The sequence below is a fragment of the Streptomyces sp. NPDC127084 genome (assembly GCF_042724175.1).
In the GTDB taxonomy this organism is placed as follows: Bacteria; Actinomycetota; Actinomycetes; order Streptomycetales; family Streptomycetaceae; genus Streptomyces.
In genome coordinates this window covers 1-21,080 of record NZ_JBHXFA010000036.1, presented here as the reverse complement: position 1 = coordinate 21,080, position 21,080 = coordinate 1, and the positions used below count along the sequence as shown (strand labels likewise).

General features: G+C 71.1%; 19 protein-coding genes. 16 read left to right on the top strand and 3 right to left on the bottom strand.

Features of this window, described 5'->3' with window-relative positions:
- Positions 1–198 precede the first annotated feature (198 nt).
- The 5 genes from ACFWI9_RS11510 to ACFWI9_RS11490 are packed head-to-tail and all read left to right on the top strand — an operon-like array spanning position 199 to position 5,549.
- A complete protein-coding gene (locus ACFWI9_RS11510) occupies positions 199–2,325 on the top strand; it encodes a SpoIIE family protein phosphatase (protein ID WP_387160885.1) in 2,127 nt (708 codons plus the stop codon).
- 35 nt (positions 2,326–2,360) lie between these two features.
- The gene (locus tag ACFWI9_RS11505; protein WP_387160928.1) at positions 2,361–3,089 is read left to right on the top strand and encodes an amino acid ABC transporter ATP-binding protein; all 729 of its coding nucleotides are present in this window, start codon (positions 2,361–2,363) and stop codon (positions 3,087–3,089) included.
- 18 nt (positions 3,090–3,107) lie between these two features.
- Positions 3,108–3,950 (top strand): glutamate ABC transporter substrate-binding protein, encoded by an 843-nt coding sequence (locus ACFWI9_RS11500; RefSeq protein ID WP_387160882.1) that lies wholly within the window; start codon positions 3,108–3,110, stop codon positions 3,948–3,950.
- 31 nt (positions 3,951–3,981) lie between these two features.
- The gene (locus tag ACFWI9_RS11495; protein ID WP_387160880.1) at positions 3,982–4,647 is read left to right on the top strand and encodes an amino acid ABC transporter permease; all 666 of its coding nucleotides are present in this window, start codon (positions 3,982–3,984) and stop codon (positions 4,645–4,647) included.
- A complete protein-coding gene (locus tag ACFWI9_RS11490) occupies positions 4,644–5,549 on the top strand; it encodes an amino acid ABC transporter permease (RefSeq protein WP_387160878.1) in 906 nt (301 codons plus the stop codon). Before ACFWI9_RS11495 ends, ACFWI9_RS11490 begins: the two co-directional genes overlap by 4 nt.
- 186 nt (positions 5,550–5,735) lie before the next feature.
- On the opposite strand, the gene ACFWI9_RS11485 is transcribed toward ACFWI9_RS11490, so the two are convergent.
- The 3 genes from ACFWI9_RS11485 to ACFWI9_RS11475 all read right to left on the bottom strand — a co-directional run bounded on the left by ACFWI9_RS11485 (position 5,736) and on the right by ACFWI9_RS11475 (position 10,935).
- The gene (locus tag ACFWI9_RS11485; protein WP_387160926.1) at positions 5,736–8,435 is read right to left on the bottom strand and encodes a SpoIIE family protein phosphatase; all 2,700 of its coding nucleotides are present in this window, start codon (positions 8,433–8,435) and stop codon (positions 5,736–5,738) included.
- 206 nt (positions 8,436–8,641) lie between these two features.
- Positions 8,642–9,298, bottom strand: a complete 657-nt coding sequence (locus tag ACFWI9_RS11480) for a hypothetical protein (protein WP_387160877.1) — start codon at positions 9,296–9,298, stop codon at positions 8,642–8,644.
- Positions 9,295–10,935 (bottom strand): protein kinase, encoded by a 1,641-nt coding sequence (locus ACFWI9_RS11475; RefSeq protein WP_387160876.1) that lies wholly within the window; start codon positions 10,933–10,935, stop codon positions 9,295–9,297. The genes ACFWI9_RS11480 and ACFWI9_RS11475 overlap by 4 nt, the downstream gene beginning before the upstream one ends.
- Before the next feature lie 194 nt (positions 10,936–11,129).
- On the opposite strand from ACFWI9_RS11475, the gene ACFWI9_RS11470 reads away from it, so the two are divergent.
- The 11 genes from ACFWI9_RS11470 to ACFWI9_RS11420 all read left to right on the top strand — a co-directional run.
- Positions 11,130–11,420 (top strand): hypothetical protein, encoded by a 291-nt coding sequence (locus tag ACFWI9_RS11470; RefSeq protein WP_387160874.1) that lies wholly within the window; start codon positions 11,130–11,132, stop codon positions 11,418–11,420.
- A 175-nt stretch (positions 11,421–11,595) separates the two neighbouring features.
- Positions 11,596–13,335 carry a hydrogenase maturation protein gene (locus tag ACFWI9_RS11465; protein ID WP_387160872.1) on the top strand — a complete coding sequence of 580 codons (1,740 nt, stop codon included), beginning with the start codon at positions 11,596–11,598 and terminating at the stop codon, positions 13,333–13,335.
- 57 nt (positions 13,336–13,392) lie between these two features.
- Positions 13,393–14,484: a hydrogenase expression protein HypE gene (locus ACFWI9_RS11460; protein WP_387160871.1), complete on the top strand. Its 1,092-nt coding sequence runs from the start codon at positions 13,393–13,395 to the stop codon at positions 14,482–14,484.
- Positions 14,485–14,716: 232 nt separating this feature from the next.
- The gene (locus ACFWI9_RS11455) at positions 14,717–16,492 is read left to right on the top strand and encodes a nickel-dependent hydrogenase large subunit (protein WP_387160869.1); all 1,776 of its coding nucleotides are present in this window, start codon (positions 14,717–14,719) and stop codon (positions 16,490–16,492) included.
- Positions 16,489–17,088 carry a hypothetical protein gene (locus ACFWI9_RS11450; protein ID WP_387160868.1) on the top strand — a complete coding sequence of 200 codons (600 nt, stop codon included), beginning with the start codon at positions 16,489–16,491 and terminating at the stop codon, positions 17,086–17,088. The genes ACFWI9_RS11455 and ACFWI9_RS11450 overlap by 4 nt, the downstream gene beginning before the upstream one ends.
- Entirely contained in the window at positions 17,085–17,750 is a 666-nt protein-coding gene (locus ACFWI9_RS11445) for a DUF5947 family protein (protein ID WP_387160866.1), read from the top strand. Before ACFWI9_RS11450 ends, ACFWI9_RS11445 begins: the two co-directional genes overlap by 4 nt.
- A complete protein-coding gene (locus ACFWI9_RS11440) occupies positions 17,747–18,490 on the top strand; it encodes a DUF6084 family protein (RefSeq protein WP_387160864.1) in 744 nt (247 codons plus the stop codon). The genes ACFWI9_RS11445 and ACFWI9_RS11440 overlap by 4 nt, the downstream gene beginning before the upstream one ends.
- The gene (locus ACFWI9_RS11435) at positions 18,487–19,929 is read left to right on the top strand and encodes a hypothetical protein (RefSeq protein ID WP_387160863.1); all 1,443 of its coding nucleotides are present in this window, start codon (positions 18,487–18,489) and stop codon (positions 19,927–19,929) included. The genes ACFWI9_RS11440 and ACFWI9_RS11435 overlap by 4 nt, the downstream gene beginning before the upstream one ends.
- Positions 19,926–20,462 carry a hydrogenase maturation protease gene (locus tag ACFWI9_RS11430; protein ID WP_387160861.1) on the top strand — a complete coding sequence of 179 codons (537 nt, stop codon included), beginning with the start codon at positions 19,926–19,928 and terminating at the stop codon, positions 20,460–20,462. The genes ACFWI9_RS11435 and ACFWI9_RS11430 overlap by 4 nt, the downstream gene beginning before the upstream one ends.
- Positions 20,463–20,507: 45 nt before the next feature.
- Positions 20,508–20,618 (top strand): DUF6893 family small protein, encoded by a 111-nt coding sequence (locus ACFWI9_RS11425; protein WP_387160860.1) that lies wholly within the window; start codon positions 20,508–20,510, stop codon positions 20,616–20,618.
- 144 nt (positions 20,619–20,762) lie between these two features.
- On the top strand, positions 20,763–21,080 hold a 318-nt coding region (locus ACFWI9_RS11420; protein ID WP_387160858.1), incomplete at its 3' end, for a hydrogenase maturation nickel metallochaperone HypA.

Sequence of the window (21,080 nt, the reverse complement as noted above, 5' to 3'; positions counted from 1 at the left end):
CGCGGCGCGGCGCGTGGTGGGGGGGGGGGCCGCTCTGTCCCCGGGGGCGGGCCCCGGGTTGGCGGCGGGGGGGCGCGTCACCCGGTCGGTCCCGGGTCGGGGTGCGCGAGCCCGTCCGGCGCGGCTCAATGGAGGACAAGGTGTGCACGCCTGCGCCGTACGACCGAGAAGCCGTACGGCAAAGGAGGCCCGTACGGCATGGATCCCGACTTCGATGCGGCAGTGCTCGACGCGCTCTTCACGCAGCCCCCAGTAGGGCTGCAGGTGATGGACCGCGGGCTGCGCATCGTGCGGATCAACACCGCTGCGCCAGGACTCCGGGGCCTGGACCCGCGAAAGCTGCTGGGCCGTACCTGGCGGGAGCTCGGGCTGATCGACGCCGAAACCGAGGAAAGGGTGCGCCGGGTACTCGACACCGGCGAACCGATCAAGGACCTGCGCTACCGCGGGCGGCTGCCCGGCACCGGCCGCGAGGTCAGGCTGCTGTCCATCACCGCGTTCCGCATCCACGACCGCGACGGGAACCCGCTCGGCGTCGCCGCGACCACCATCGACATCACCGAACGCGACAACGCCGAGCGGCGCCTGGACCTGCTCTACCGGGCCGGTGTGACCATCGGCAGCACCCTGGACGTCTTCCGCACGGCCCAGGAACTCGCCGATGTCGCGGCGCCCGAGATGGCCGACGCCGCCGTGGTGGACGTGCTGGACTCCGTCCTGCACGGCGAAGCCCCCGCCCCCGGCCCGGTGACCGCGCCCATCACCGTCCGCAGGGCGGGCTCCCGTGTCGCGGGCACGATCGCCCAACGCGATCCCATCCGGGTCGGCGACGTACGGGTGATGCCGTACGCCACCCCCTTCGCCGGGGCGCTGGGCGATCTGCGGCCCCGGCTCGTACGGGAGCTGGGGCCCGACGACATCCGCATCGCCCGTGATCCGCGGTGGGCGGAACTGCTGCGGGAAGCGGGCGCACACTCGCTGATGGCCGTGCCGCTCACCGCACGCGGGGTGGTGCTCGGCATCGCCGCCTTCTACCGGCTGGGCGGTTCCGACCCCTTTGACGAAGCCGACCTCGAACTCGCGGCCGATCTGGTGGCCCGGGCCGCCGTCTGCGTGGACAACGCCCGCCGCTACACCCGAGAGCACACCCTCGCCCGGCTCACCCAGCGCACCCTGGTGCCTGCCCGGCTGCCCGCGCACACCGCCCTGGAGACCGCGTACGCCTACCTGCCGGTGGCATCCGGCGGGGCCTGGTACGACGTCCTGCCGCTCTCCGGAGCACGCGTGGCCCTCGTGGCAGGCGACGTCTCGGGTCATGGCATGGGGGCGGTGACCACGATGGGCCGGCTGCGCACGGCGGTCGGCGCCTTCGCCGCCATGGACCTCCGGCCCGATGCGCTTCTTGCCCGCCTCGACGATCTGACGGTGCGACTCGGCAACGAACTGCGGACCATGGGCGGGGACGAGCCGCTGCTGACCGCGTCGTGTGTCTACGCCGTCTACGACCCAGCCACCGGGGCCTGCGCCCTGTCACGTGCGGGCCACCCCCCACCCGTACTGGTGCGCCCGGACGGGCACATCCAGGCAGCCGAGTGTCCGGACGGTCCCGTACTGGGCAGGGGAGCGGGCGAGTACACCACCAAGACCGTCCGGCTGCCAGCAGGCACCATCCTCGCCTTCCAGAACCAGGGACTGCCCACCGCAGACCAGGGTCCCGCCACGGGGACACGAGCACCGGGACCGGCCCACGGCCCCGGCGGCGCAGAGGCCCGGTTCGCGCCGTACCGCTCAGCCCTCAGCCCGCAGGGCGCTCCCTTGCAGGAACTGTGCGACAGGCTGCTGGCAGCGCTGCTCCCCGACGATCCGCAGGACGACGCCCTGGTGCTGATGGCCCGCACCCGGATACTCGGCTCTGACAGCATCGGCTGCTGGACCCTGCCCAACGAGCCTGCCAGCGCGGCCGTCTCGCGCCGCCTCGTCACCGGGCTGCTGACCGCATGGGGCCTCGACGACCTGGGCTTCGGTACCGAGCTCATCGCAAGCGAGCTGGTCACCAATGCCGTCCGCTACTCCTCCGGGGACATCGGGCTCCGGCTGATCCGGGACACCGCCCTGATCTGCGAGGTCTCCGACACCAGCACCGCCGCGCCCCATCTGCGGCACGCTGATGACGACGACGAGGGCGGCCGGGGGCTGGACATGGTCGCCCACATCAGCCGTCGCTGGGGAACCCGGCTGACCAGCACCGGCAAGGCCGTCTGGACGGAACAGGAACTGCCCGGACCGTCCCGGCAGCCCGGCGAGGGAGGAGCGGAGCGGCCGTGAGCGAGCAGCACTCAGCCGTGCGCACGAGCAGCGCGCTGGTCGAGCTGAACAAGGTCAACAAGCACTTCGGGGCTCTGCACGTGCTCCGGGACATCGATCTGACCATCCAGCGCGGCGAAGTGGTCGTAGTCATCGGGCCGTCCGGATCCGGCAAGTCCACCCTGTGCCGCGCCATCAACCGCCTGGAGACCGTCGACTCCGGCGAGATCGTCATCGACGGCAGGCCGCTGCCGGCCGAGGGCAGGGAACTGGCGCGGCTGCGCGCCGACGTGGGCATGGTGTTCCAGTCCTTCAACCTGTTCGCCCACAAGACCGTGCTCCAGAACGTCACCCTCGGACAGCTCAAGGTCCGCAAGAAGGGCAAGGCCGAGGCCGAGGCACGCGCCCGCTCGCTGCTGGACCGGGTCGGTGTGGCCGGTCAGGCGGACAAGTACCCCGCCCAGCTGTCCGGCGGCCAGCAGCAGCGCGTCGCCATCGCCAGGGCGCTCGCGATGGACCCCAAGATCATGCTCTTCGACGAGCCAACCTCCGCGCTGGACCCGGAGATGATCAACGAAGTGCTGGAGGTCATGCGGCAACTCGCCCGGGACGGAATGACCATGGTCGTCGTCACCCATGAGATGGGCTTCGCCCGTTCGGCCGCCAACCGCGTGGTGTTCATGGCGGACGGGCGGATCGTGGAAGAGGCGACACCTGACGAGTTCTTCACCACCCCGCGCAGCGACCGGGCCAAGGACTTCCTGTCGAAGATCCTCCACCACTGAGCCCCAGGGATGATCACCATGAAGCTACGCAAGGCCACCGTGGCAGCCGCCGCACTCCTGCTGCCCCTCACCGCCGCAGCCGCCGGCTGCGGCTCGGGAGACGGCGGCGGTCAGACCGGCGAGGACAAGGACAAGATCACCGTCGGCATCAAGTACGACCAGCCGGGGATCGGGCTGAAGACCCCGGACGGCGAGTACACCGGCTTCGACGTGGACGTGGCCACTTACATCGCGAAGCAGCTGGGCTACCAGCCCGAGCAGATCGTGTGGAAGGAAGCCAAGAGCGCCGACCGCGAGACGCTGCTCCAGCGCGGAGACGTGGATTTCATCGCGGCCTCGTACTCCATCAACGATGAGCGGCGGAAGAAGGTCGATTTCGCGGGCCCGTATCTGCTGGCCCACCAGGACGTCCTGGTCCGCGCGGACGACGACTCCATCACCAAGCCGGCCGATCTGAACAACCGGAAGCTCTGCTCCGTCACGGGCTCCACATCGGCACAGAACATCAAGACCAGGATCGCCCCGCAGGCCCAGCTCCAGGAGTACGGCGGCTACTCGGAATGCCTCACCGGACTGGAGAACAAAGCCGTGGACGCCCTGACCACCGATGACTCGATCCTCGCCGGTTACGCCTCGCAGGACCAGTTCAAGGGCAAGTTCAAGCTCGGCGGCTTCAAGCTGAGCAACGAGAACTACGGCATCGGGGTCCCCAAGGGCGACAGCGAACTCAAGAACCAGATCAACGCCGCCCTGGAGAAGATGGTCGCGGACGGCACCTGGGAAGCCTATGTGAAGAAGAACTTCGGACCCGCCGGATACAAGAACGAGCCCCCGCCGAAGATCGGCGTCGTCGTGAGCTGACGGCCCGGCGCACGGTGGAAGGCGGTGGTCCGTGTTCGACTTCCTTGAGGGGTACGACCTGCTCGGGGCCTTCTGGACCACGATCCGGCTCACGGTCTACTCCGCCATCGGCTCCCTGGTCTGGGGCACCGTACTGGCAGCCATGAGGGTCAGCCCCGTGCCCTTGATGCGCGGGGTCGGTGCCGCGTACGTCAACATCGTGCGGAACATTCCGCTGACGGTCATCATCGTGTTCACCTCGCTCGGGCTGTTCCAGACGCTGGGCGTCAGCATGGGGGCCCACGACTTCGAGGGGATCAACTTCCGGCTGGCCGTGCTCGGACTGACCGCCTATACCGCCGCGTTCGTCTGCGAGGCGCTGCGGTCCGGGATCAACACGGTGCCCATCGGCCAGGTGGAGGCGGCCCGGGCCATCGGCCTGGGCTTTCCGCAGGTGCTCAGCCTCATCGTGCTCCCGCAGGCCTTCCGCTCAGTGGTCGGACCACTGGCGAACGTGCTGATCGCCCTGACCAAGAACACCACGGTGGCTGCCGCCATCGGGGTCGCCGAGGCCGCGCTCCTGATGCGCGAGATGATCGAGAACGAGGCTCAGCTCATCCTGATCTCCGCCATCTTCGCGTTCGGGTTCATCTGCCTCACCCTCCCCATGGGCCTGCTGCTCGGCTGGGTGGCCAGGAAGGTGGCGGTAAGGCGATGACCTCCGTCCTGTACGACGCGCCCGGCCCCCGTGCCCGGCGGCGCAACGCCGTGTACACGGCCGTCTTCCTCGTCGCTCTCGCCGCCCTCGTGTGGTGGGTGGTGTCCAGTCTCGCCGACAAGGGGCAGCTCGAATGGTCCAAGTGGGCGCCGTTCTTCACCGACCCCCGGATCTGGACGACGTACATCCTCCCGGGCCTGGAGTACACCCTCATCGGCGCGGCCCTGTCCATGGCGATCGCCCTGCCGCTCGGCGCGCTGTTCGGCATCGCCAGGCTCTCGCGGCACCGGTGGGTCCGGGGCGTCGCGGGTGTCTTCGTGGAGTTCTTCCGCGCCATCCCCGTACTCGTGCTCATGCTGTTCGCCAACGCCGCGTACGCCGAGTTCACTGCCGTCAGCCCGGACGACCGCCCGCTGTACGCCGTCGTGACCGGACTGGTGCTCTACAACGCGTCCGTGCTCGCCGAGATCGTCCGCGCGGGCATCCTGTCCCTGCCCACCGGTCAGACGGACGCGGCCAAGGCGATCGGCATGCGCACCGGCCAGACCATGCGCTATGTGCTGTTGCCGCAGTCGGTGACGGCCATGCTCCCGGCGATCGTCAGCCAGCTGGTGGTGATCGTGAAGGACACCGCACTCGGCGGGGCGGTGCTGGGATTCTCCGAACTGCTGGCGTCGGTCCGCCCGATGAGCGCCAACTACGGCGCCAACACCATCGCGAGCTTCACCGTGGTCGCCGTCGTCTTCATCGTGCTGAACTTCGCCCTGACCGCCTTCGCCGCCTGGTTGGAACGGCGGCTGAGACGCGGCAGGAAGTCGACCGGAGCGGTGGTCGGCGCCGACGCGATCGCGGAGTTCGCGAGGCCGGGCGAGCACGTCGATCCGCGTCGGGAGAGCACCTAGTGCCGCGAGCATTGTTCACGCGGCTGGCGGGTGGCCGGCCGCGGGGTGCGGTCTGGCCGCGGTGACGGTCGCACATGTGCAGGAAGCCGTACGGCGCGGCGCGCGTTCGTCGTCGCTGGGGTGCAGGGGTGGGCGGGGGACTCGCGAGCCGGGCGGGAATCCCCACGACACGGCCTGACCCTCCGGTCAGAGCAGCTCGGCGTCGGTGAAACCGAGCAGGGACGTCGCAGCACCCTGGGGCGGGCCGCCGTGCAGCGGCAACTCCGCCCAGATGATCTTGCCGCCGTGGATGTAGCGGGTGCCCCAGCGCTGGGCGAACTGGGCCACCAGGAACAGTCCACGGCCACCCTCATCGGTGGTGGCCGCATACCGCAGATGAGGCGAGGTGCTGCTGCCGTCCGCCACCTCGCAGGTCAGACTCTGATCGTGGAGCAGCCGCACCCGGATCGGCCCCGAGCCGTACCGGATGGCGTTGGTGAGCAGCTCGCTGAGGATCAGCTCGACTCCGAAGGCCAGATCCGGCAGACCCCAGTCCTCGAGTGTGCTGACGGCCCTGGCCCGCATCCCCGCGACCGCGCTGGGATCGGACGGCACCTCCCACTCGGCGACCCGGTCCGGGCCGAGGTGCCGGGTGCGGGCGATCAGCAGTGCCACATCGTCTTTCGCACGGGCCGGCAGCAGCGCGTCCAGCACGTCCTGGCAGGTCTCCTCGGGAGTCCGGTCGGCGTGGGCGAGCGCATGACGCAGCAGCTCGATCCCGATGTCGATGTCCCGGCTGCGGTCCTCGATCAGACCGTCCGTGTAGAACACCAGCCGGCTGCCCTCCGCCAGCGTCAGCTCCGCCGCTTCGAACGGCATGCCCCCCAGACCGAGCGGCGGCCCGGCCGGCAGCTCGGGGAACTCCACCGTGCCGTCGGGGTGGACCAGAGCGGGCAGCGGATGCCCCGCCCTGGCCATGGAACAGGCGCGGGAGACCGGGTCGTACACCGCGTACAGACAGGTGGCGCCCGTCATCGCCGGGCGGCCCTCGCCGCTGCCGGGCTCGTCCTGGTCGATCCGCCCCACCAGATCGTCCAGATGCCCCAGTAGTTCGTCCGGGGGCAGGTCCAAGGTCGAGAAGTTGTGCACGGCGGTACGCAGCCGCCCCATAGTCGCGGCGGCGTGCAGTCCGTGGCCCACCACGTCACCGACCACTAGGGCGACCCGGCTGCCAGGCAGCGGGATCACATCGAACCAGTCGCCGCCCACGCCCGACTGGGCCGGCAGATAGCGGTGCGCCACCTCGACCGCGCTCTGCTCCGGCAGCGCGCGCGGCAGCAGACTGCGCTGGAGGGTCACGGCCAGGGCGTGCTCGCGGGTGTAGCGGCGGGCGTTGTCTACGGACACGGCGGCCCGTGCGACCAGCTCCTCCGCCAGCGACAGGTCCTCGTCCTCGAACGGGCCCGGCTTCTCGGAGCGCCAGAAGTTGGCCACACCGAGCACCACACCCCGTGCCTGTAGCGGCACAGTGATCAGCGAGTGGATGCCGTACGAGACCACGGCCTGCGTCCGCTCCGGGTCCTGGGCCAGCCAGCCCGGCGACTCCGACAGATCCGGCACCAGCTCCGCCACCCCCGTGCCGAGCCCTCTGGCCTGCGGGGTCGAAGGCAGGAAGGCGATCAGGGTGCCGAGTTCGTACAGGGGGTGGTCGTCACGGATGCCGCTCACCGCCGTGCGGCGCATCTGGGGGGTACCCGAGCCGTTCGGCTCCTCGCCGTTCAGCACCGGATCGGCCAGATCGACGGTCACGAAGTCCGCGAAGCGGGGCACCGCTACATGGGCCAGCTCCCTCGCGGTGCGGGTGACATCGAGCGTGGTCCCGATGCCCACACCGGCGTCGTACAGCAGCTGGAGCCGCTTGCGGGCCACTTCCGCCCGGCCTGTCAGGGCCTGGAGCTCCGTGGAGTCGCGGATGGTCGCAACCGTGCCCAGAGGGCCGCCGGGCACGTCGGTGGGCCGCTGGTTCACCACGAGCAGCCGCTCCCCGGCCGCATGCACCTCGTCGGTGGCGGAGCGGCCCGAACCCAGTAGTTCGGCCGTGGGGGGGTCGAGCCCCGGCAGCTCGCGGACCGGCTGTCCCTCGGCGTCCGGGCCCAGGCCGAGCAGCCGATTCGCCTCGTCGTTCGCCAGTACCAGCCGGCCGTCCCCGTCGACGATGACGACCCCCTCGCGCACCGCGTGCAGAACGGCGTCGTGGTGCTCGTACATCCGGGTCATCTCGGCAGGCCCCAGACCGTGTGTCTGGCGCTTGAGCCGCCGCGTCGTCAGCGCCGTGCCGGCGGTGGCGAGGGCCAGCCCGATCGCCCCGGCACCGAGGATCACCGGCAGCTGGCGGTACACCGCACCCGTCACGCTCTTCACCTTGAGCCCCGCCGACACCAGCGCGACCACCTTGCCGTCCGCCGCGGTCACCGGAACCACCGCCTGCACCTCGTGGCCCAGTGGTCCGTCGACGCTCTCGGTGAGCACCTCCCCCCTGAGCGAGGGCTCGATGGTGCCGACGAACCGCTGGCCGATCCTGTCGGGCAGCGGGTGGGTGTAGCGGATGCCCTTGGTGTCCATCACCACGATGAAGTCGACACCTGCGGCCTTGCGGGTCTCCTCGGTGATCGGCTGGAGCACCTTCGAGGGATCCGGCAGTTTCAGCGTTGCCTGGAGCCCGGGGGAGTGCGCGAAGGTCTGTGCGACCGCGACGGAACGATTCTGTGCCTCACGGTCGGTGTCATGCGTGGACTGCAGCACAAGGGCCAGGATCGTCCCGAGCACAAGCAGGACGACGACCGCCACCTGGAGGACGAAGACCTGCCCGGCGACGCTCACGGGGCGTTTTCTGATCAGTGCCCTGATCACGGTTTTCTTTCTAGCACCGTGGAGCCCTGCGGGGCCATACGGGGACCGTCTTCCGTGCGGGGTGCGCGGCCACCGGCCCGGCCCGTCCGGCGTTCGAGGGCGGTCCCGCCGGGACGCTGCCGCGGGGTACGGCACACGTCGAAGGCCCACGTCGAAGGCCCGCCCCTGGCAGCAGGCCCCCCGAGCACGGGCACACCGCGGCCTCACCCGCAGCTGTACGTGAACCGTGTCGCCGCCGACCGCCCCGCCGGTGAGGTGATCCGCACCTCCGCTCGTGCGTCGAAGACGCCCTCCCCGTGGAAGGTCCAGCGCAGCTTCAGCCGCGCCTGCCGCTGCCCGTGGGCGAGGCGCTCGGTCAGCTCCTCCGAGACGGTCCCGTCGTTTCGCACCCATTGGTAGACCAGGGTGCCGCGACGCCCGTTCGTCTCCACCACCGCGGTGATCACCGCGGTGCCGTCGCAGCCGGGCCCGTCGGCGGCGGTGCTCACCGACAGGTCGCGCACCGCGACCCCGGAGCCGTACCTGTCCCAGCCGAGGTAGCAGAGCACACCGACGAGGATCACGATCGCGAGGGTGTAGCGGCGCAGGCCCGCGAGACGGGACACCGGGCGCTCGGGTGCCGGGGGCGGTGCGGCGGCGCCCGGAAGGGCGCCGTGCCAGACCGTGGTGGCCGTGACGCCGGGCCCGAAGCGGAGCACTGTGCCATCGGTCCGGTCCGGGATCGTCACGTCCTCCTGGCCCGGGTCCGCCGGACGTTCGATCCAGTGGCTGGCCAGCACGGTGGCGCTGTACTCGTCGTCCGGCTCGGCGGACGCCCGGGGTAGCCCCGGCCCACCGGACACTTCGCGCGGTTCGCTCACGTGATCACGCACCGTCTGATCAGGATCCGCTGCTCGGAGGCGCCGTTCCCGGCCGCCGGCGTGGTGCTCGCCCGGACGGCCCAGTAGCAGCCACCGCCGCGGAAGGTGTGGTCAACGGTCAGGGAGTAGCGCGTGGCGCCTTCCCGCTGGAAGGAGTCGCTGCCACCGTCCGGGGAACCGGCGCTCTCCTTGTCATCGCTGGTGGCCCAGTCCACGGTGATGGTCACCGGACCGGTACCGTCCGTGACGACGTCCACCGTCGCCCGGGCGGTCGCCACCCCCGTCTGGCGTAGCGAGCCGACGGACACCGACACGACCTTCACCGGCTCCGGTTCCGCCGAGGAGGCAGGGGCGGATGTGACCGGCGGGTCGGACACGGTCGGCGGAGCGGTCACCGTGGGCGCGTCGGACGCCGTCGGAGGCACGGACTCCGAGGCGTCCGGTGTGGTGGGTGAAGCCGAGGGTGAAGGCGACGCGGAAGCGCTCGGGCTCGCCGAAGGGCTCGCGGATCCGGACGCGCTGGGCTCCGCCGCCCCCGTGGACGGCTGCCCACCGGTCGGCACCGCACTGGTGGTGGCCACCGCCCCGGTCGTCGTACGCCCGGCCTCCTCGCCGTCCGCCCGTGCCGCGAGCGCCAGCACCAACCCCAGTACCAAGGCGAGTGCCCCGGCCAGCAGGCCCTGGCCCCCTGGCCACAGGGCGCGCAGCCCACGGGCGGGGCGCAGCGCCGTCGTCGCCAGCGCGGTGGTCCCGGCAGGAGCCGGGGCGCCGCCCGAGGGGAGCAGCAGCGGCAGCAGCGCGGCGAGCGCGGCCAGTCTCCGCTGCCCCCGCTCCTCCCAGTCGGGGCCGTACGCGGCGACAGCGGCCTGCTCGAGTTCGGCCACGAACGCCTCGGCGTCGGCCGGACGTTCCTGCGGGGTCTTCGCCAGCCCGTGCCGGACCAGCGGCCGGAGTGCCGGCGGTACCTCCTCCTCCGGGATCGGCGCGCTGGTGTGCTGGAGCGCCAGTTCGGCGAAGTTCTGCCCGGTGTACGGCTTGCGGCCGGTCACGCACTCGAAGAAGGTCGCCGTCGCCGCGTAGACATCGGCCGAGGGGGAGGCGGGCTCACCGCTCCACTGCTCGGGCGCCATGTACGCGGGGGTGCCCGCGACCCCGGGGGTGGTGCCCCGGCCGGTGGCGATGCCGAAGTCCACCAGCTTGGACGTGCCGTCCGCCGCCACCAGGACGTTGCCCGGCTTGTAGTCCCGGTGCACCACACCGGCCCGGTGGGCCTCGGCGAGTCCGAGAAGTGATCCCTTGAGTACGGCGAGAGCCGCCTCCGGGCCCGTCTGCCCCTCCCGGGCCAGGAGCGCACCCAGCGCCACTCCGTGGACCAGCTCCATGACGATCGCCGCGCCCTCCGGCGCCTCGACGTACTCGTACAGCCGCACGACATGGGGCGATTCCAGCCCGCCGAGCAGTCGGGCCTCCGCCTGGAACTTCCGCACGAAGGCGGTGTCCCTGCGCAGCCGTTCACCGAGGTATTTGACGGCGACCGGGATGCCCGTCGCGTCATGTACGGCAAGCACCACGCGCCCGCTGCCGCCCGCACCGAGTTCCCTGGTCTCCGTGTAGCCAGGGACCGCCCACGCGTTCATCCCGTCCCCCTCGCTCTCCTCACCGTAGACACATATCCGCCACACCCAGTTCCCGGCTACCTTTGTGCCGTTACGCCTTCGCGACCGTACCCACCTGCCCTGCGCACCACCCGTCGCGGACTTAGGCTGAGGAGCGGCCGAATCGCGGAGCTACGCGATCACGGAGATACACGGGAGTCACGCGGAGGTGCGGCATGGCGCGCAACCACCACTTCCACCTCGACCGGGGGCGTCACTCGATCACCGTGAACGTGGGCCCCGGCAGGACCGGGGGCATCGAGCTCCTGGTGGACGGCAAGGTCATCGCGTACCGGCGGGAGCACGGCACCGGGACGACGGTGCTGAGCGGTGAACTCCCCGAGGACCCGGTCCGCAGCTTCCGGGTCCGGGTGCACCAGCCGCATCTGGTGCGGGTGAAGCCGGGCTGCACGCTTGAGCTGGACGGAGTGGAACTGCCCATGCCCGAGCGGTACACGGCGTTCTGATTCCCGAGGCCCGGTCCGCTCACCCGCCCCTGTGCCGATCGGTCCCCCCGGACGTCCGCTTTCGAGTGACCCGCGCGGCCGCGTACGGCGGCCCGCGTCCTCGTGTGTCCGATGATCGCAGCCGGTCGGCCCGACGCCGGCCGCGGTGCAGTGCCGTGACCGGTGGAAGGCCGCCATGCACATCCTGCTCGTCGCCAGCGCCTACAACAGCCTCACCCAGCGCGTCCACGCCGAACTGCGCGACCGCGGCCACCGGGTCGCCGTCGAGACGGCCGGATGCGGTGACGCGGTGCGCGACGCGGTGCTCGGACACGATCCCGAGCTGGTCGTGGCACCGATGCTGAAGTCCGCCATCCCGCGTGATGTGTGGTCGGCCCGCACCTGCCTGATCGTGCATCCCGGGCCCGCCGGTGACCGCGGCCCGTCCTCGCTCGACTGGGCGGTCCACGAGCGCGCCACCAGGTGGGGCGTCACCGTGCTGCAGGCGGGCGAGGAGATGGACGCCGGGGACATCTGGGCCACGGTCGACTTCGCCGTACCCGCCGGAACCTCCGTGCCGCCCGTGGCCAAGAGCGATCTGTACCGGGGCGAGGCCGCCGACGCCGCCGTCACCGCCGTGCTGCTGGCGGTGGAGCGTTTCGCCTCGGGCGGTTACGAGCCCATCCCGCAGACGACCCTGCGGGAAGCGGTGCGGACCCGGCCGTACTTCCGCCAGGAACTGCGCGCGATCTCCTGGGCGGACGACACCACCGAGACCGTGGTGCGCACCCTGCGGGCCGCCGACTCCCAGCCCGGTGTGCGGGACGAACTGCTCGGGGGCGAATGGTTCCTGCACGGCGGCCATCCCGAGTACGGGCTTCGCGGCCGCCCCGGGGAGCTGCTGGCGACCCGGTCCGGTGCCATCTGCCGGGCCACCGCCGACGGCGCGGTGTGGATCCCCGAGCTGCGCCGGCACCGGCGCCCCGGCATGCCCGCCGGCCTCAAACTGCCCGCCACCCGCGCCCTGGCCCTCGCGGGGACGCTGCCGCCGCTGCCGGAGGACCCTGCGCCGCCCCTCGGGAGCGACGCAGGGCCGCAGCCCGCCTGGAGCGACATCCACTACCGCGAAGAGGGCCAGGCGGGATTCCTGTCGTTCTCGTTCCCCGGCGGAGCGATGAGCACGGACCACTGCCGACGGCTGCTCGACGCCTATCGGGCCGCTTGCTCCAGACCCACCAGCGTGCTGGTGCTGGGTGGTGCCCGGGGCTTCTTCTCGAACGGAATCCACCTCCACGTCATCGAGGCGTCCGACGACCCCGCCGCGGAGTCCTGGGCGAACGTCAACGCCATGAACGACCTGGTGGAAGCCGTCCTGACCACGACCGACCGGTTGGTGGTCGCCGCGCTCGGCGGCAACGCGGCGGCCGGCGGGGTGATGCTGGCGCTGGCGGCGGACGAGGTCTGGTGCCGGTCGGGCACGGTGCTGAATCCGCACTACCGGCTGATGGGCCTTTACGGCTCCGAGTACTGGACGTACTCGCTGCCTCGCAGAGTCGGCGCGACGACGGCCGAGCGTCTCACCCGGCAGGCCCAGCCGGTCACCGCGGATTCCGCGTTGCGGATCGGCCTGGTGGACCGCGTCATCGACCGCGCCCCCGAGGAGTTCGGTGCCGAGGCCCGCGCCCTGGCGGCCCGGCTCGCTCCGTTCCCGGCGATCCGGTCGAGGATCGCCGCCAAGAAGGCGGAGAGCGAGCGGCGGGATGCCACCCGGCCGCTGGCCGCCTACCGGGAACGGGAACTCGCCCGCATGCTGCGCACCTTCCTCGACCCGGATGCCCCGTACCACGCATTGCGCCGGGCCTTCACCCGGAAGGAGCAACCACCTCGTACGTCCGTGGAACCCCGTGCGGTGGCGGGGGAACCGACCGCCTGTTAGCAAGAACAAAGGCCTGAACGCGGGCTTTTGTCGCACACCTCTCCGGGAGACGTCCTCATGGATGCAGCAACGCCGACCACGGCCGACGCCGCGGACCCGTCCGGCGCGGCGGTGGGCACGGACGACAAGCCGATCCACATCCTCTGGATCAACGCAGGACTGAGCTGCGACGGCGACTCGGTCGCGCTGACCGCCGCCATGCAGCCCAGCATCGAGGAGATCGCACTCGGCGCGCTCCCCGGTCTGCCCAAGATCCAGATCCACTGGCCGCTGATCGACTTCGAGTGCGGACCGGTCGGAGGAGCGGACACGTTCATCGAGTGGTTCTTCAAGGGGGAGCGCGGCGAGATCGACCCCTTCGTGCTCGTGGTCGAAGGCTCCGTACCGAACGAGTCGATCAAGCAGGAGGGGTACTGGTGCGGCTTCGGGAACGACCCCGAGACCGGCCAGCCCATCACCACCAGCGAGTGGATCGACCGGCTGGCGCCCCACGCGCTCGCCGTCGTCGCGATCGGCACCTGCGCCACGTACGGCGGTATCCACGCCATGGCGGGCAACCCGACCGGTGCCATGGGCGTGCCCGACTACCTGGGCTGGGACTGGACGTCCAAGGCGGGCATCCCCATCGTCTGCGTGCCCGGCTGCCCGATTCAGCCGGACAACTTCGCGGAGACCCTGACGTATCTGCTCTACCAGGCCGCCGGGTCCGCGCCGATGATCCCACTGGATGACAAGCTCCGTCCGACGTGGCTGTTCGGCGCCACCGTCCACGAGGGCTGCGACCGCGCCGGCTACTACGAGCAGGGGCAGTTCGCCGAGGCGTACGACTCGCCCAAGTGCCTGGTCAAGCTGGGCTGCTGGGGTCCCGTCGTCAAGTGCAACGTGCCCAAGCGCGGCTGGATGAACGGTGTCGGCGGCTGCCCCAACGTGGGCGGCATCTGCATCGCCTGCACCATGCCCGGCTTCCCCGACAAGTTCATGCCGTTCATGGACGAGCCGCCCGGCGCACGGGTCTCCACCACGTCCAGCGGTGCGTACGGCGCCGTGATCCGCAGGTTGCGGAGCATCACCGCCAGGACCGTGGACAAGGAGCCGAAGTGGCGGCACACCGGCGACAAGATCACGACCGGCTACCGGCCGCCGTGGTGACGCGGCCGACCGCCGCGGGCGGCGCGACCGTGCCAGGCGTTGAGGCGCGGGGCTGAGGAACCGAGGCACCGCGGTACTGGTGCACCGGGGCCGACCATCCCCCACCTGCGTGAAGACCTGCTGCATCCCCCACCTGAGTGAAGACCCGCTGCATCCCCCACCTGAGTGAAGACCTGCTGAACGACCCGCTTGCAGACCTGCTCGAAGAGCGAGGAAGGGCACCGCACACACGATGGCAACGAAGACGCGAGCCGGCGACGGCCTGGTCGAGATGTCCTGGGATCCGATCACCCGGATTGTGGGCAGCCTCGGCATCCACACGAAGATCGACTTCAAGCAGAAGCGGGTCGCCGAGTGCTACAGCACCTCGTCGGTCTTCCGCGGCTACAGCGTCTTCATGCGGGGCAAGGACCCCCGCGACGCCCACTTCATCACCAGCCGCATCTGCGGCATCTGCGGTGACAACCACGCCACCTGCTCGGTCTACGCCCAGAACATGGCGTACGGAGTGAAGCCCCCGCACCTCGGCGAATGGGTCGTCAACCTCGGCGAGTCCGCCGAGTACATGTTCGACCACAACATCTTCCAGGAGAACCTGGTCGGGGTCGACTACTGCGAGAAGATGGTCCGCGAGACCAACCCCGGTGTCATGGAGCAGGCGGACCGCACCGAAGCGCCGCACGCCGCGGAGCACGGCTACCGCACCATCGGCGACATCATGCGCTCCCTGAATCCCCTCGAGGGCGAGTTCTACCGCGAAGCCCTCCAGGTGAGCCGCTACACCCGGGAGATGTTCTGCCTGATGGAGGGCCGCCACGTGCACCCCTCCACGCTCTACCCGGGCGGCGTCGGCACGGTCGCGTCCGTCCAGCTCTTCACGGACTACATGAGCCGCCTCATGCGCTACGTGGAGTTCATGAAGCGGGTCGTCCCGCTGCACGACGACCTCTTCGACTTCTTCTACGAGGCCATGCCCGGCTACGAGGAGGTCGGCCGCCGCCGGGTCCTCCTCGGCTGCTGGGGCGCGCTCAACGACCCCGAGTACTGCGACTTCACCTACGCCAACATGACCGACTGGGGACGCAAGATGTTCGTCACCCCGGGCGTCATCGTGGACGGCAAACTGGTCACCAACGACCTCACCCAGATCAACCTCGGCATCCGCATCCTGCTCGGCAGCTCCTACTACGAGGACTGGGAGGGCCAGGAGAAGTTCGTCACCCACGACCCGCTCGGCAACCCGGTCGACGCGCGCCACCCGTGGAACCAGCACACCATCCCCGCCCCGCAGAAGCGGGACTTCGACGACAAGTACAGCTGGGTGATGTCCCCGCGCTGGTTCGACGGCAAGGACCACCTCGCGCTGGACACCGGCGGCGGCCCCATCGCCCGCCTCTGGTCCACCGCCTTGTCCGGGCTGGTCGACATCGGCTACGTCAAGGCCACCGGCCGCAGCGTCGTCATCAACCTGCCGCGTACGCTCACCAAGCCGGAGACCACCTTCGAGTGGAAGATCCCGCCGTGGAGCAACGCGCTGGAGCGCAACCGCGCCCGCACCTACTTCCAGGCGTACGCGGCGGCCGTCGCCCTGCACTGCGCCGAGAAGGGCCTTGAGGAGGTCCGCGCCGGACGCACCCAGACCTGGGAGAAGTTCGAGGTCCCGGACGAGTCCATCGGCTGCGGCTTCACCGAGGCGGTCCGCGGGGTGCTCTCCCACCACATGGTCATCAGGGACGGCAAGATCGCCAACTACCACCCGTACCCGCCGACCCCGTGGAACGCCAGCGTGCGCGACGACTACGGCACCCCCGGCCCGTACGAGGACGCCGTGCAGAACACGCCCATCTTCGAGGAGAACTCCCCGGAGAACTTCAAGGGCATCGACATCATGCGGGCCGTGCGCAGCTTCGACCCCTGTCTGCCCTGCGGGGTGCACATGTACGTGGGCGGCGGGAAGACCGTGAAGTCGCTGCACGTCCCCACCGGACTGAGCGGTCTCGCCGGATGAGCCCGGTCACCGCGGAAGAGGCGGGCCGGCGGGTCGAGGAGATCCTCGACCGGCTGGCCTCCTCGGGCGACGAGCAGGCCTGCGCGGCCGTCGAGGAACTCGTCCGGGTCCTGGTGGACTTCTACGGAGCCGGACTCGCCCGGACCGTCGAACTGCTGGGGCGCCGCCCTGCCGATCAGGGATCCGGGGCCGCGCCGCTCACCGAGCTGCTCGGCGACGAACTGGTCGCCGGACTGCTCGTCCTGCACGATCTGCACCCCGAGGACGTCCCCACCCGGATCGCCCGCGCCCTGCACGGCGTGCGGCACTCCGTCGAATCCGCCGGGTTCGACGAGACGACGGGAGTGCTGCGGCTGCGCGTCACCGGCTCCACCGGCTGCGGCTGCCCCAGCACCCAGGAAGTCGCGCGGCAGGCCGCCGTGGAGGCCCTCGCCTGCTTCGCGCCCGAGGTCACCGCCGTCGAACTGGAACCGTCCGCGGCGTCCCGTGAACCGGCGCTCCTCCAGATCGCCACCCGCCCGCCCGGATCGCCCGGCACCCCGGGGCAGGCGATCCGGTCAGGCGGGTCGGGCCGGTCGTCGGTCACGGCACGGTGAGCGCGCCCTTTCCGAGCCCGGGGCAGGCGCCGCCGGGCCCCGCGCCCAGCGGGCTGCGCCGCTTCACCACCCCGCGCCCACCGCGCGAGGAGCAGTGCGAGCTATGCGGTACGCCGCTGGACGGCGAGCGGCACCGGCACCTTGTCGACACCGAGAAGCGGGCCCTGGCCTGTGCCTGTGCACCGTGCGCCCAGCTCCTCGCCCGCCAGGGCGCGTCCCCGGGCCGCTTCCGGACCGTCCCCGGCCGTTTCCTGAGCGATCCGCGGCACCGGATCGACAACACCGCCTGGGAGTTGCTGCGGATCCCCGTCGGCGTCGCCTTCTTCTTCCGCAACGCCGCACTGGACCGGCTCGTCGCGCTCTACCCGAGCCCCGCCGGAGCGACCGAGAGTGAACTGGAACCGGTCGCCTGGCAGACGGCACTCGCCGGAACCCGGCTCGCCGCCCTGCTCGAACCGGACGTGGAGGCGCTGCTGCTGCGCCGCGGCGAAGACCGCACCGAGTGCTATCTGGTGCCGATCGACCTCTGCTACGAGCTGGTCGGGCGAATGCGGCTGCGCTGGCAGGGCTTCGACGGCGGAGCCGAGGCCAGAGCCGAACTCGAGGCCTTCTTCGCCCACGTACGGGAGCAGGCCGAGATCCTTCAGGGGAGCCGTCCATGACCGCCCAGCCCACGGCTGCGACCGCCCGGCAGCAGGCCACGACCCAGCCGACCCAATTCACGTTCAGCTGCACGGGCGTACGCGCCGACGCCCACGCGGCCGGGCCCACCCTCGTGTTCCGGCTGCGGATCACGGCGTCCCCGGGGACCCGGGTGCACGCCATGGCACTGCGCTGCCAGTTGCGGATCGAACCCGCCCGGCGCGAGTACGGCGATGACGAGGCGAGCGGGCTGACCGATCTGTTCGGCGAGCGCCCACGCTGGGGGACCACCCTGCATCCGGTGCAGTTCGCCCACGTTTCCGTGATGGTCCCCGGATTCACCGGCGAAACGGAGACCGACCTCGTGGTGCCCTGCACCTACGACATGGACATCGCATCGACCCGCTACCTCGGGGCGCTGAACCAGGGCGAGGTACCGCTGCTCCTGCTGTTCTCCGGCACCGCCTTCACCGGCGTCGGCGGATTCCATGTCGAACCGGTGCCCTGGGACCGGGAGGCCGTGTGCCGGATGCCGGTGCGGACCTGGCGCGAGATGATCGAGCAGCACTTCCCCGGCTGCGGCTGGATCAAGCTGCCCCGCGACACCATGGACGCCCTGCTGGCCTACCGCTCCCGGCGGGCGCTGCCCTCCTGGGAAGCGGCCGTGGAGGCACTGCTGCGCGAAGCGGCGGGGGCGGCACCGGCGGCCGTGAAGGAGCCGCAGGAGCCCGGCGCTCCCGACGAGAGGACGGCGCCATGACAGCGGCAGCGGAGCCCGCCGCCGGCATCCTCACGTTTCCCGCCTTCTCCCCGGCGACCGAGGCACGGCTGGCCACGGCCCGGCAGGTGGCCGACGCGGTGCTCTTCGAGGGCTATGTCCTCTACCCGTACCGGGCGTCGGCGGCCAAGAACCGGTTGCGCTGGCAGTTCGGGGTGCTGGTGCCGCCCGCCTGGAGCGCGGCCTGCGAGGAGCACGAGTTCCAGCACACCGAATGCCTGATGGAGCCGAAGCAGGGCGCCGTACTCGCGGTCGAAGCGCGCTTCCTGCACACCCAGCGGCGCACGGTCCAGCGGGCCACCGCCGACGGCGGCTATGAGACCGTCCGCGAACTGCACCTGGAAGACCGGATCCTCGTCCCTTGGGACGAGGGCGTGGAGGAGCGTGTCGAACTGGGCGTGCCCGTCGCCGAACTGGCCGGTGACGGTGTCGCGTTCCCCTTCACCCGGCCCGCCCGCGAGGACACCGAACCGGTCCACGACGGTGCCGGGCGGATCGTCGGCAGGCTGGTGCGCCGCCGTGCGGAGCTCAGCGGCACCGTCCGCCTCTCCACCGCCGAACTCGACGGCCCCTACCGCACGGTGCGACTCACCGCCGTCATCGAGAACACCAGCCCCTGGGCCCCGGAACCGGGTGGCGAACGCGACGCGGCGCTGCCGCACTCGCTGGTCGCCAGCCACCTGCTGCTGTGCCTGGACTCGGGCGGGTTCCTGTCGATGACCGACCCGCCCGAATGGGCCCGCGGCGCGGTCGTGGCCTGCCGCAATCTGCACACCTGGCCGGTCCTCGCGGGTGAGGGCGACCGCACCGATCTGATGCTCTCCTCACCGATCATCCTGGAGGACCATCCGGCCATCGCTCCGGAGAGCCCCGGCGCGCTGTACGACGCCACCGAGATCGACGAGATCCTCGCCCTGCGTACCGCCGCCCTCACCGATGAGGAGAAGCGCGAGGCACGGGGAACGGACCCCCGGGCCGCGGCCGTGATCGAACTGGCCGACACCATGCCACCCGAAGTGCTGGAACGCCTGCACGGAGCGGTACGCGGACTGCGCGAGATCACCGGCGGCGGCGCCCCTGACGACTTCGCCGAACCCGGTGTGCAGCGCCCCGAAACCCCCTGGTGGGACCCGGGCGGTGACACGAGCGTCGACCCCTCGCGCGACCATGTCCTGGTCGGCGGACGGCCGGTGAGCGCCGGTTGCAGAGTGGTGCTCCGGCCCGGGCTGCGCCGCACGGACGCGCAGGACGTCTTCCTCCACGGACGCACCGCGCACGTCGAGGCCGTGCTCCACGACGTCGACGGGGTGGTGCATATCGCGGTGACCGTCGAGGGCGACCCCGGCGCCGACATCCGCCGTGAGCAGGGCCGCTTCCTGTACTTCCAGCCCGACGAGGTCGAACCCGTGGAGGACGCGTGAACGCCCCCGTGCCAGGCAGCGGCGCCAGGACCCTTGTCGCGGGTGTCGGCAACATCTTCCTCGGCGACGACGGCTTCGGCGTGGAGACCGTGCGCGCGCTGACCGGCCTACCGCTGCCGGACCATGTGGAGGTCGCCGACATCGGCATCCGGGGAGTCCACCTCGCGTATCGGCTGCTCGACGGCTACGACACCCTCGTCCTCGCCGACGCCACCACGCGCGGCGGTGAGCCGGGGACGCTGTATCTGATCGAGCCCGGCACACCGGGGGAGCCCCCGCCTACCGGCGCCGCACTCGACGGGCACGGGATGTCCCCCGACGCCGTACTGGCCCTCCTGGACACCCTGTGCGCCGGGACCGGCAGCACCCCGCCGCGGCACGTCCTCGTCCTGGGCTGCGAACCCGCGTGCCTCGAAGAGGGCATCGGACTCAGCACGCGGGTGGCCGCCGCCGTGCCGGAAGCCGTTCGGATGATCCTGGATCTGGTCCGGCAGCAGCACGATGTCCTGACGACGACCGGCACGTACCCCTGAACCGCCCCCGAACCGCCCGCCATGCCCTGACATGAGGAGAAGACCATGAGCAACAAGACCACCCTCATCGGCGGTGCCGCCGCGGCGTCCGCCCTGGTGGCCCTCCTCTCCATCTTCCCCGACCTCAAGCGCTATCTGAGGATCCGCAGGATGTGACCCCGAGACACAGCCCGCCCATGAAGCGGGGCTGCACCGAACGGCGGACGCAACCGGGTGGCGGCGGCGTGCCGGTCGGCCGGGCGCCCCGCTCCGCCCTGTAATGAGGCCGGACCAGGTGACCGCGCCGCAGGACGGAGACGCATGCACGAGATGTCCCTCGCGCTGGCCGTCGTCGACCAGGTGGAAGAGGCGGCGCGCTCGCACGGCGCGACAGCGGTCAGGACCGTACGACTCCACGTCGGCGAACTGGCCGGGGTGGTCCCCGACGCCCTCGGCTTCTGCTTCGAACTCGCCTGCGCCGGAACCGTTCTGGAAGGCGCCGAGCTGATCACGGAATCCGTGCCAGGCCGGGCACACTGCGCGCGGTGCGCCGACGACTGGGCGGTCGGTATGCCCCCGCAGCTGTGCTGCCCCGTGTGCGGCCAGGCGACCACCGAGCTGACCGCGGGCCGCGAGCTG

What these genes read in the sequence shown, in the direction of transcription:
- ACFWI9_RS11440 (WP_387160864.1), top strand. Translation starts at nt 17,747, where the DNA reads ATGACCGCCCAGCCCACGGCTGCGACCGCCCGGCAGCAGGCCACGACC.
- ACFWI9_RS11500 (WP_387160882.1), top strand. Translation starts at nt 3,108, where the DNA reads ATGAAGCTACGCAAGGCCACCGTGGCAGCCGCCGCACTCCTGCTGCCC.
- ACFWI9_RS11465 (WP_387160872.1), top strand. Translation starts at nt 11,596, where the DNA reads ATGCACATCCTGCTCGTCGCCAGCGCCTACAACAGCCTCACCCAGCGC.
- ACFWI9_RS11510 (WP_387160885.1), top strand. Translation starts at nt 199, where the DNA reads ATGGATCCCGACTTCGATGCGGCAGTGCTCGACGCGCTCTTCACGCAG.
- ACFWI9_RS11450 (WP_387160868.1), top strand. Translation starts at nt 16,489, where the DNA reads ATGAGCCCGGTCACCGCGGAAGAGGCGGGCCGGCGGGTCGAGGAGATC.
- ACFWI9_RS11435 (WP_387160863.1), top strand. Translation starts at nt 18,487, where the DNA reads ATGACAGCGGCAGCGGAGCCCGCCGCCGGCATCCTCACGTTTCCCGCC.
- ACFWI9_RS11490 (WP_387160878.1), top strand. Translation starts at nt 4,644, where the DNA reads ATGACCTCCGTCCTGTACGACGCGCCCGGCCCCCGTGCCCGGCGGCGC.
- ACFWI9_RS11470 (WP_387160874.1), top strand. Translation starts at nt 11,130, where the DNA reads ATGGCGCGCAACCACCACTTCCACCTCGACCGGGGGCGTCACTCGATC.
- ACFWI9_RS11460 (WP_387160871.1), top strand. Translation starts at nt 13,393, where the DNA reads ATGGATGCAGCAACGCCGACCACGGCCGACGCCGCGGACCCGTCCGGC.
- ACFWI9_RS11475 (WP_387160876.1), bottom strand. Translation starts at nt 10,935, where the DNA reads ATGAACGCGTGGGCGGTCCCTGGCTACACGGAGACCAGGGAACTCGGT.
- ACFWI9_RS11455 (WP_387160869.1), top strand. Translation starts at nt 14,717, where the DNA reads ATGGCAACGAAGACGCGAGCCGGCGACGGCCTGGTCGAGATGTCCTGG.
- ACFWI9_RS11425 (WP_387160860.1), top strand. Translation starts at nt 20,508, where the DNA reads ATGAGCAACAAGACCACCCTCATCGGCGGTGCCGCCGCGGCGTCCGCC.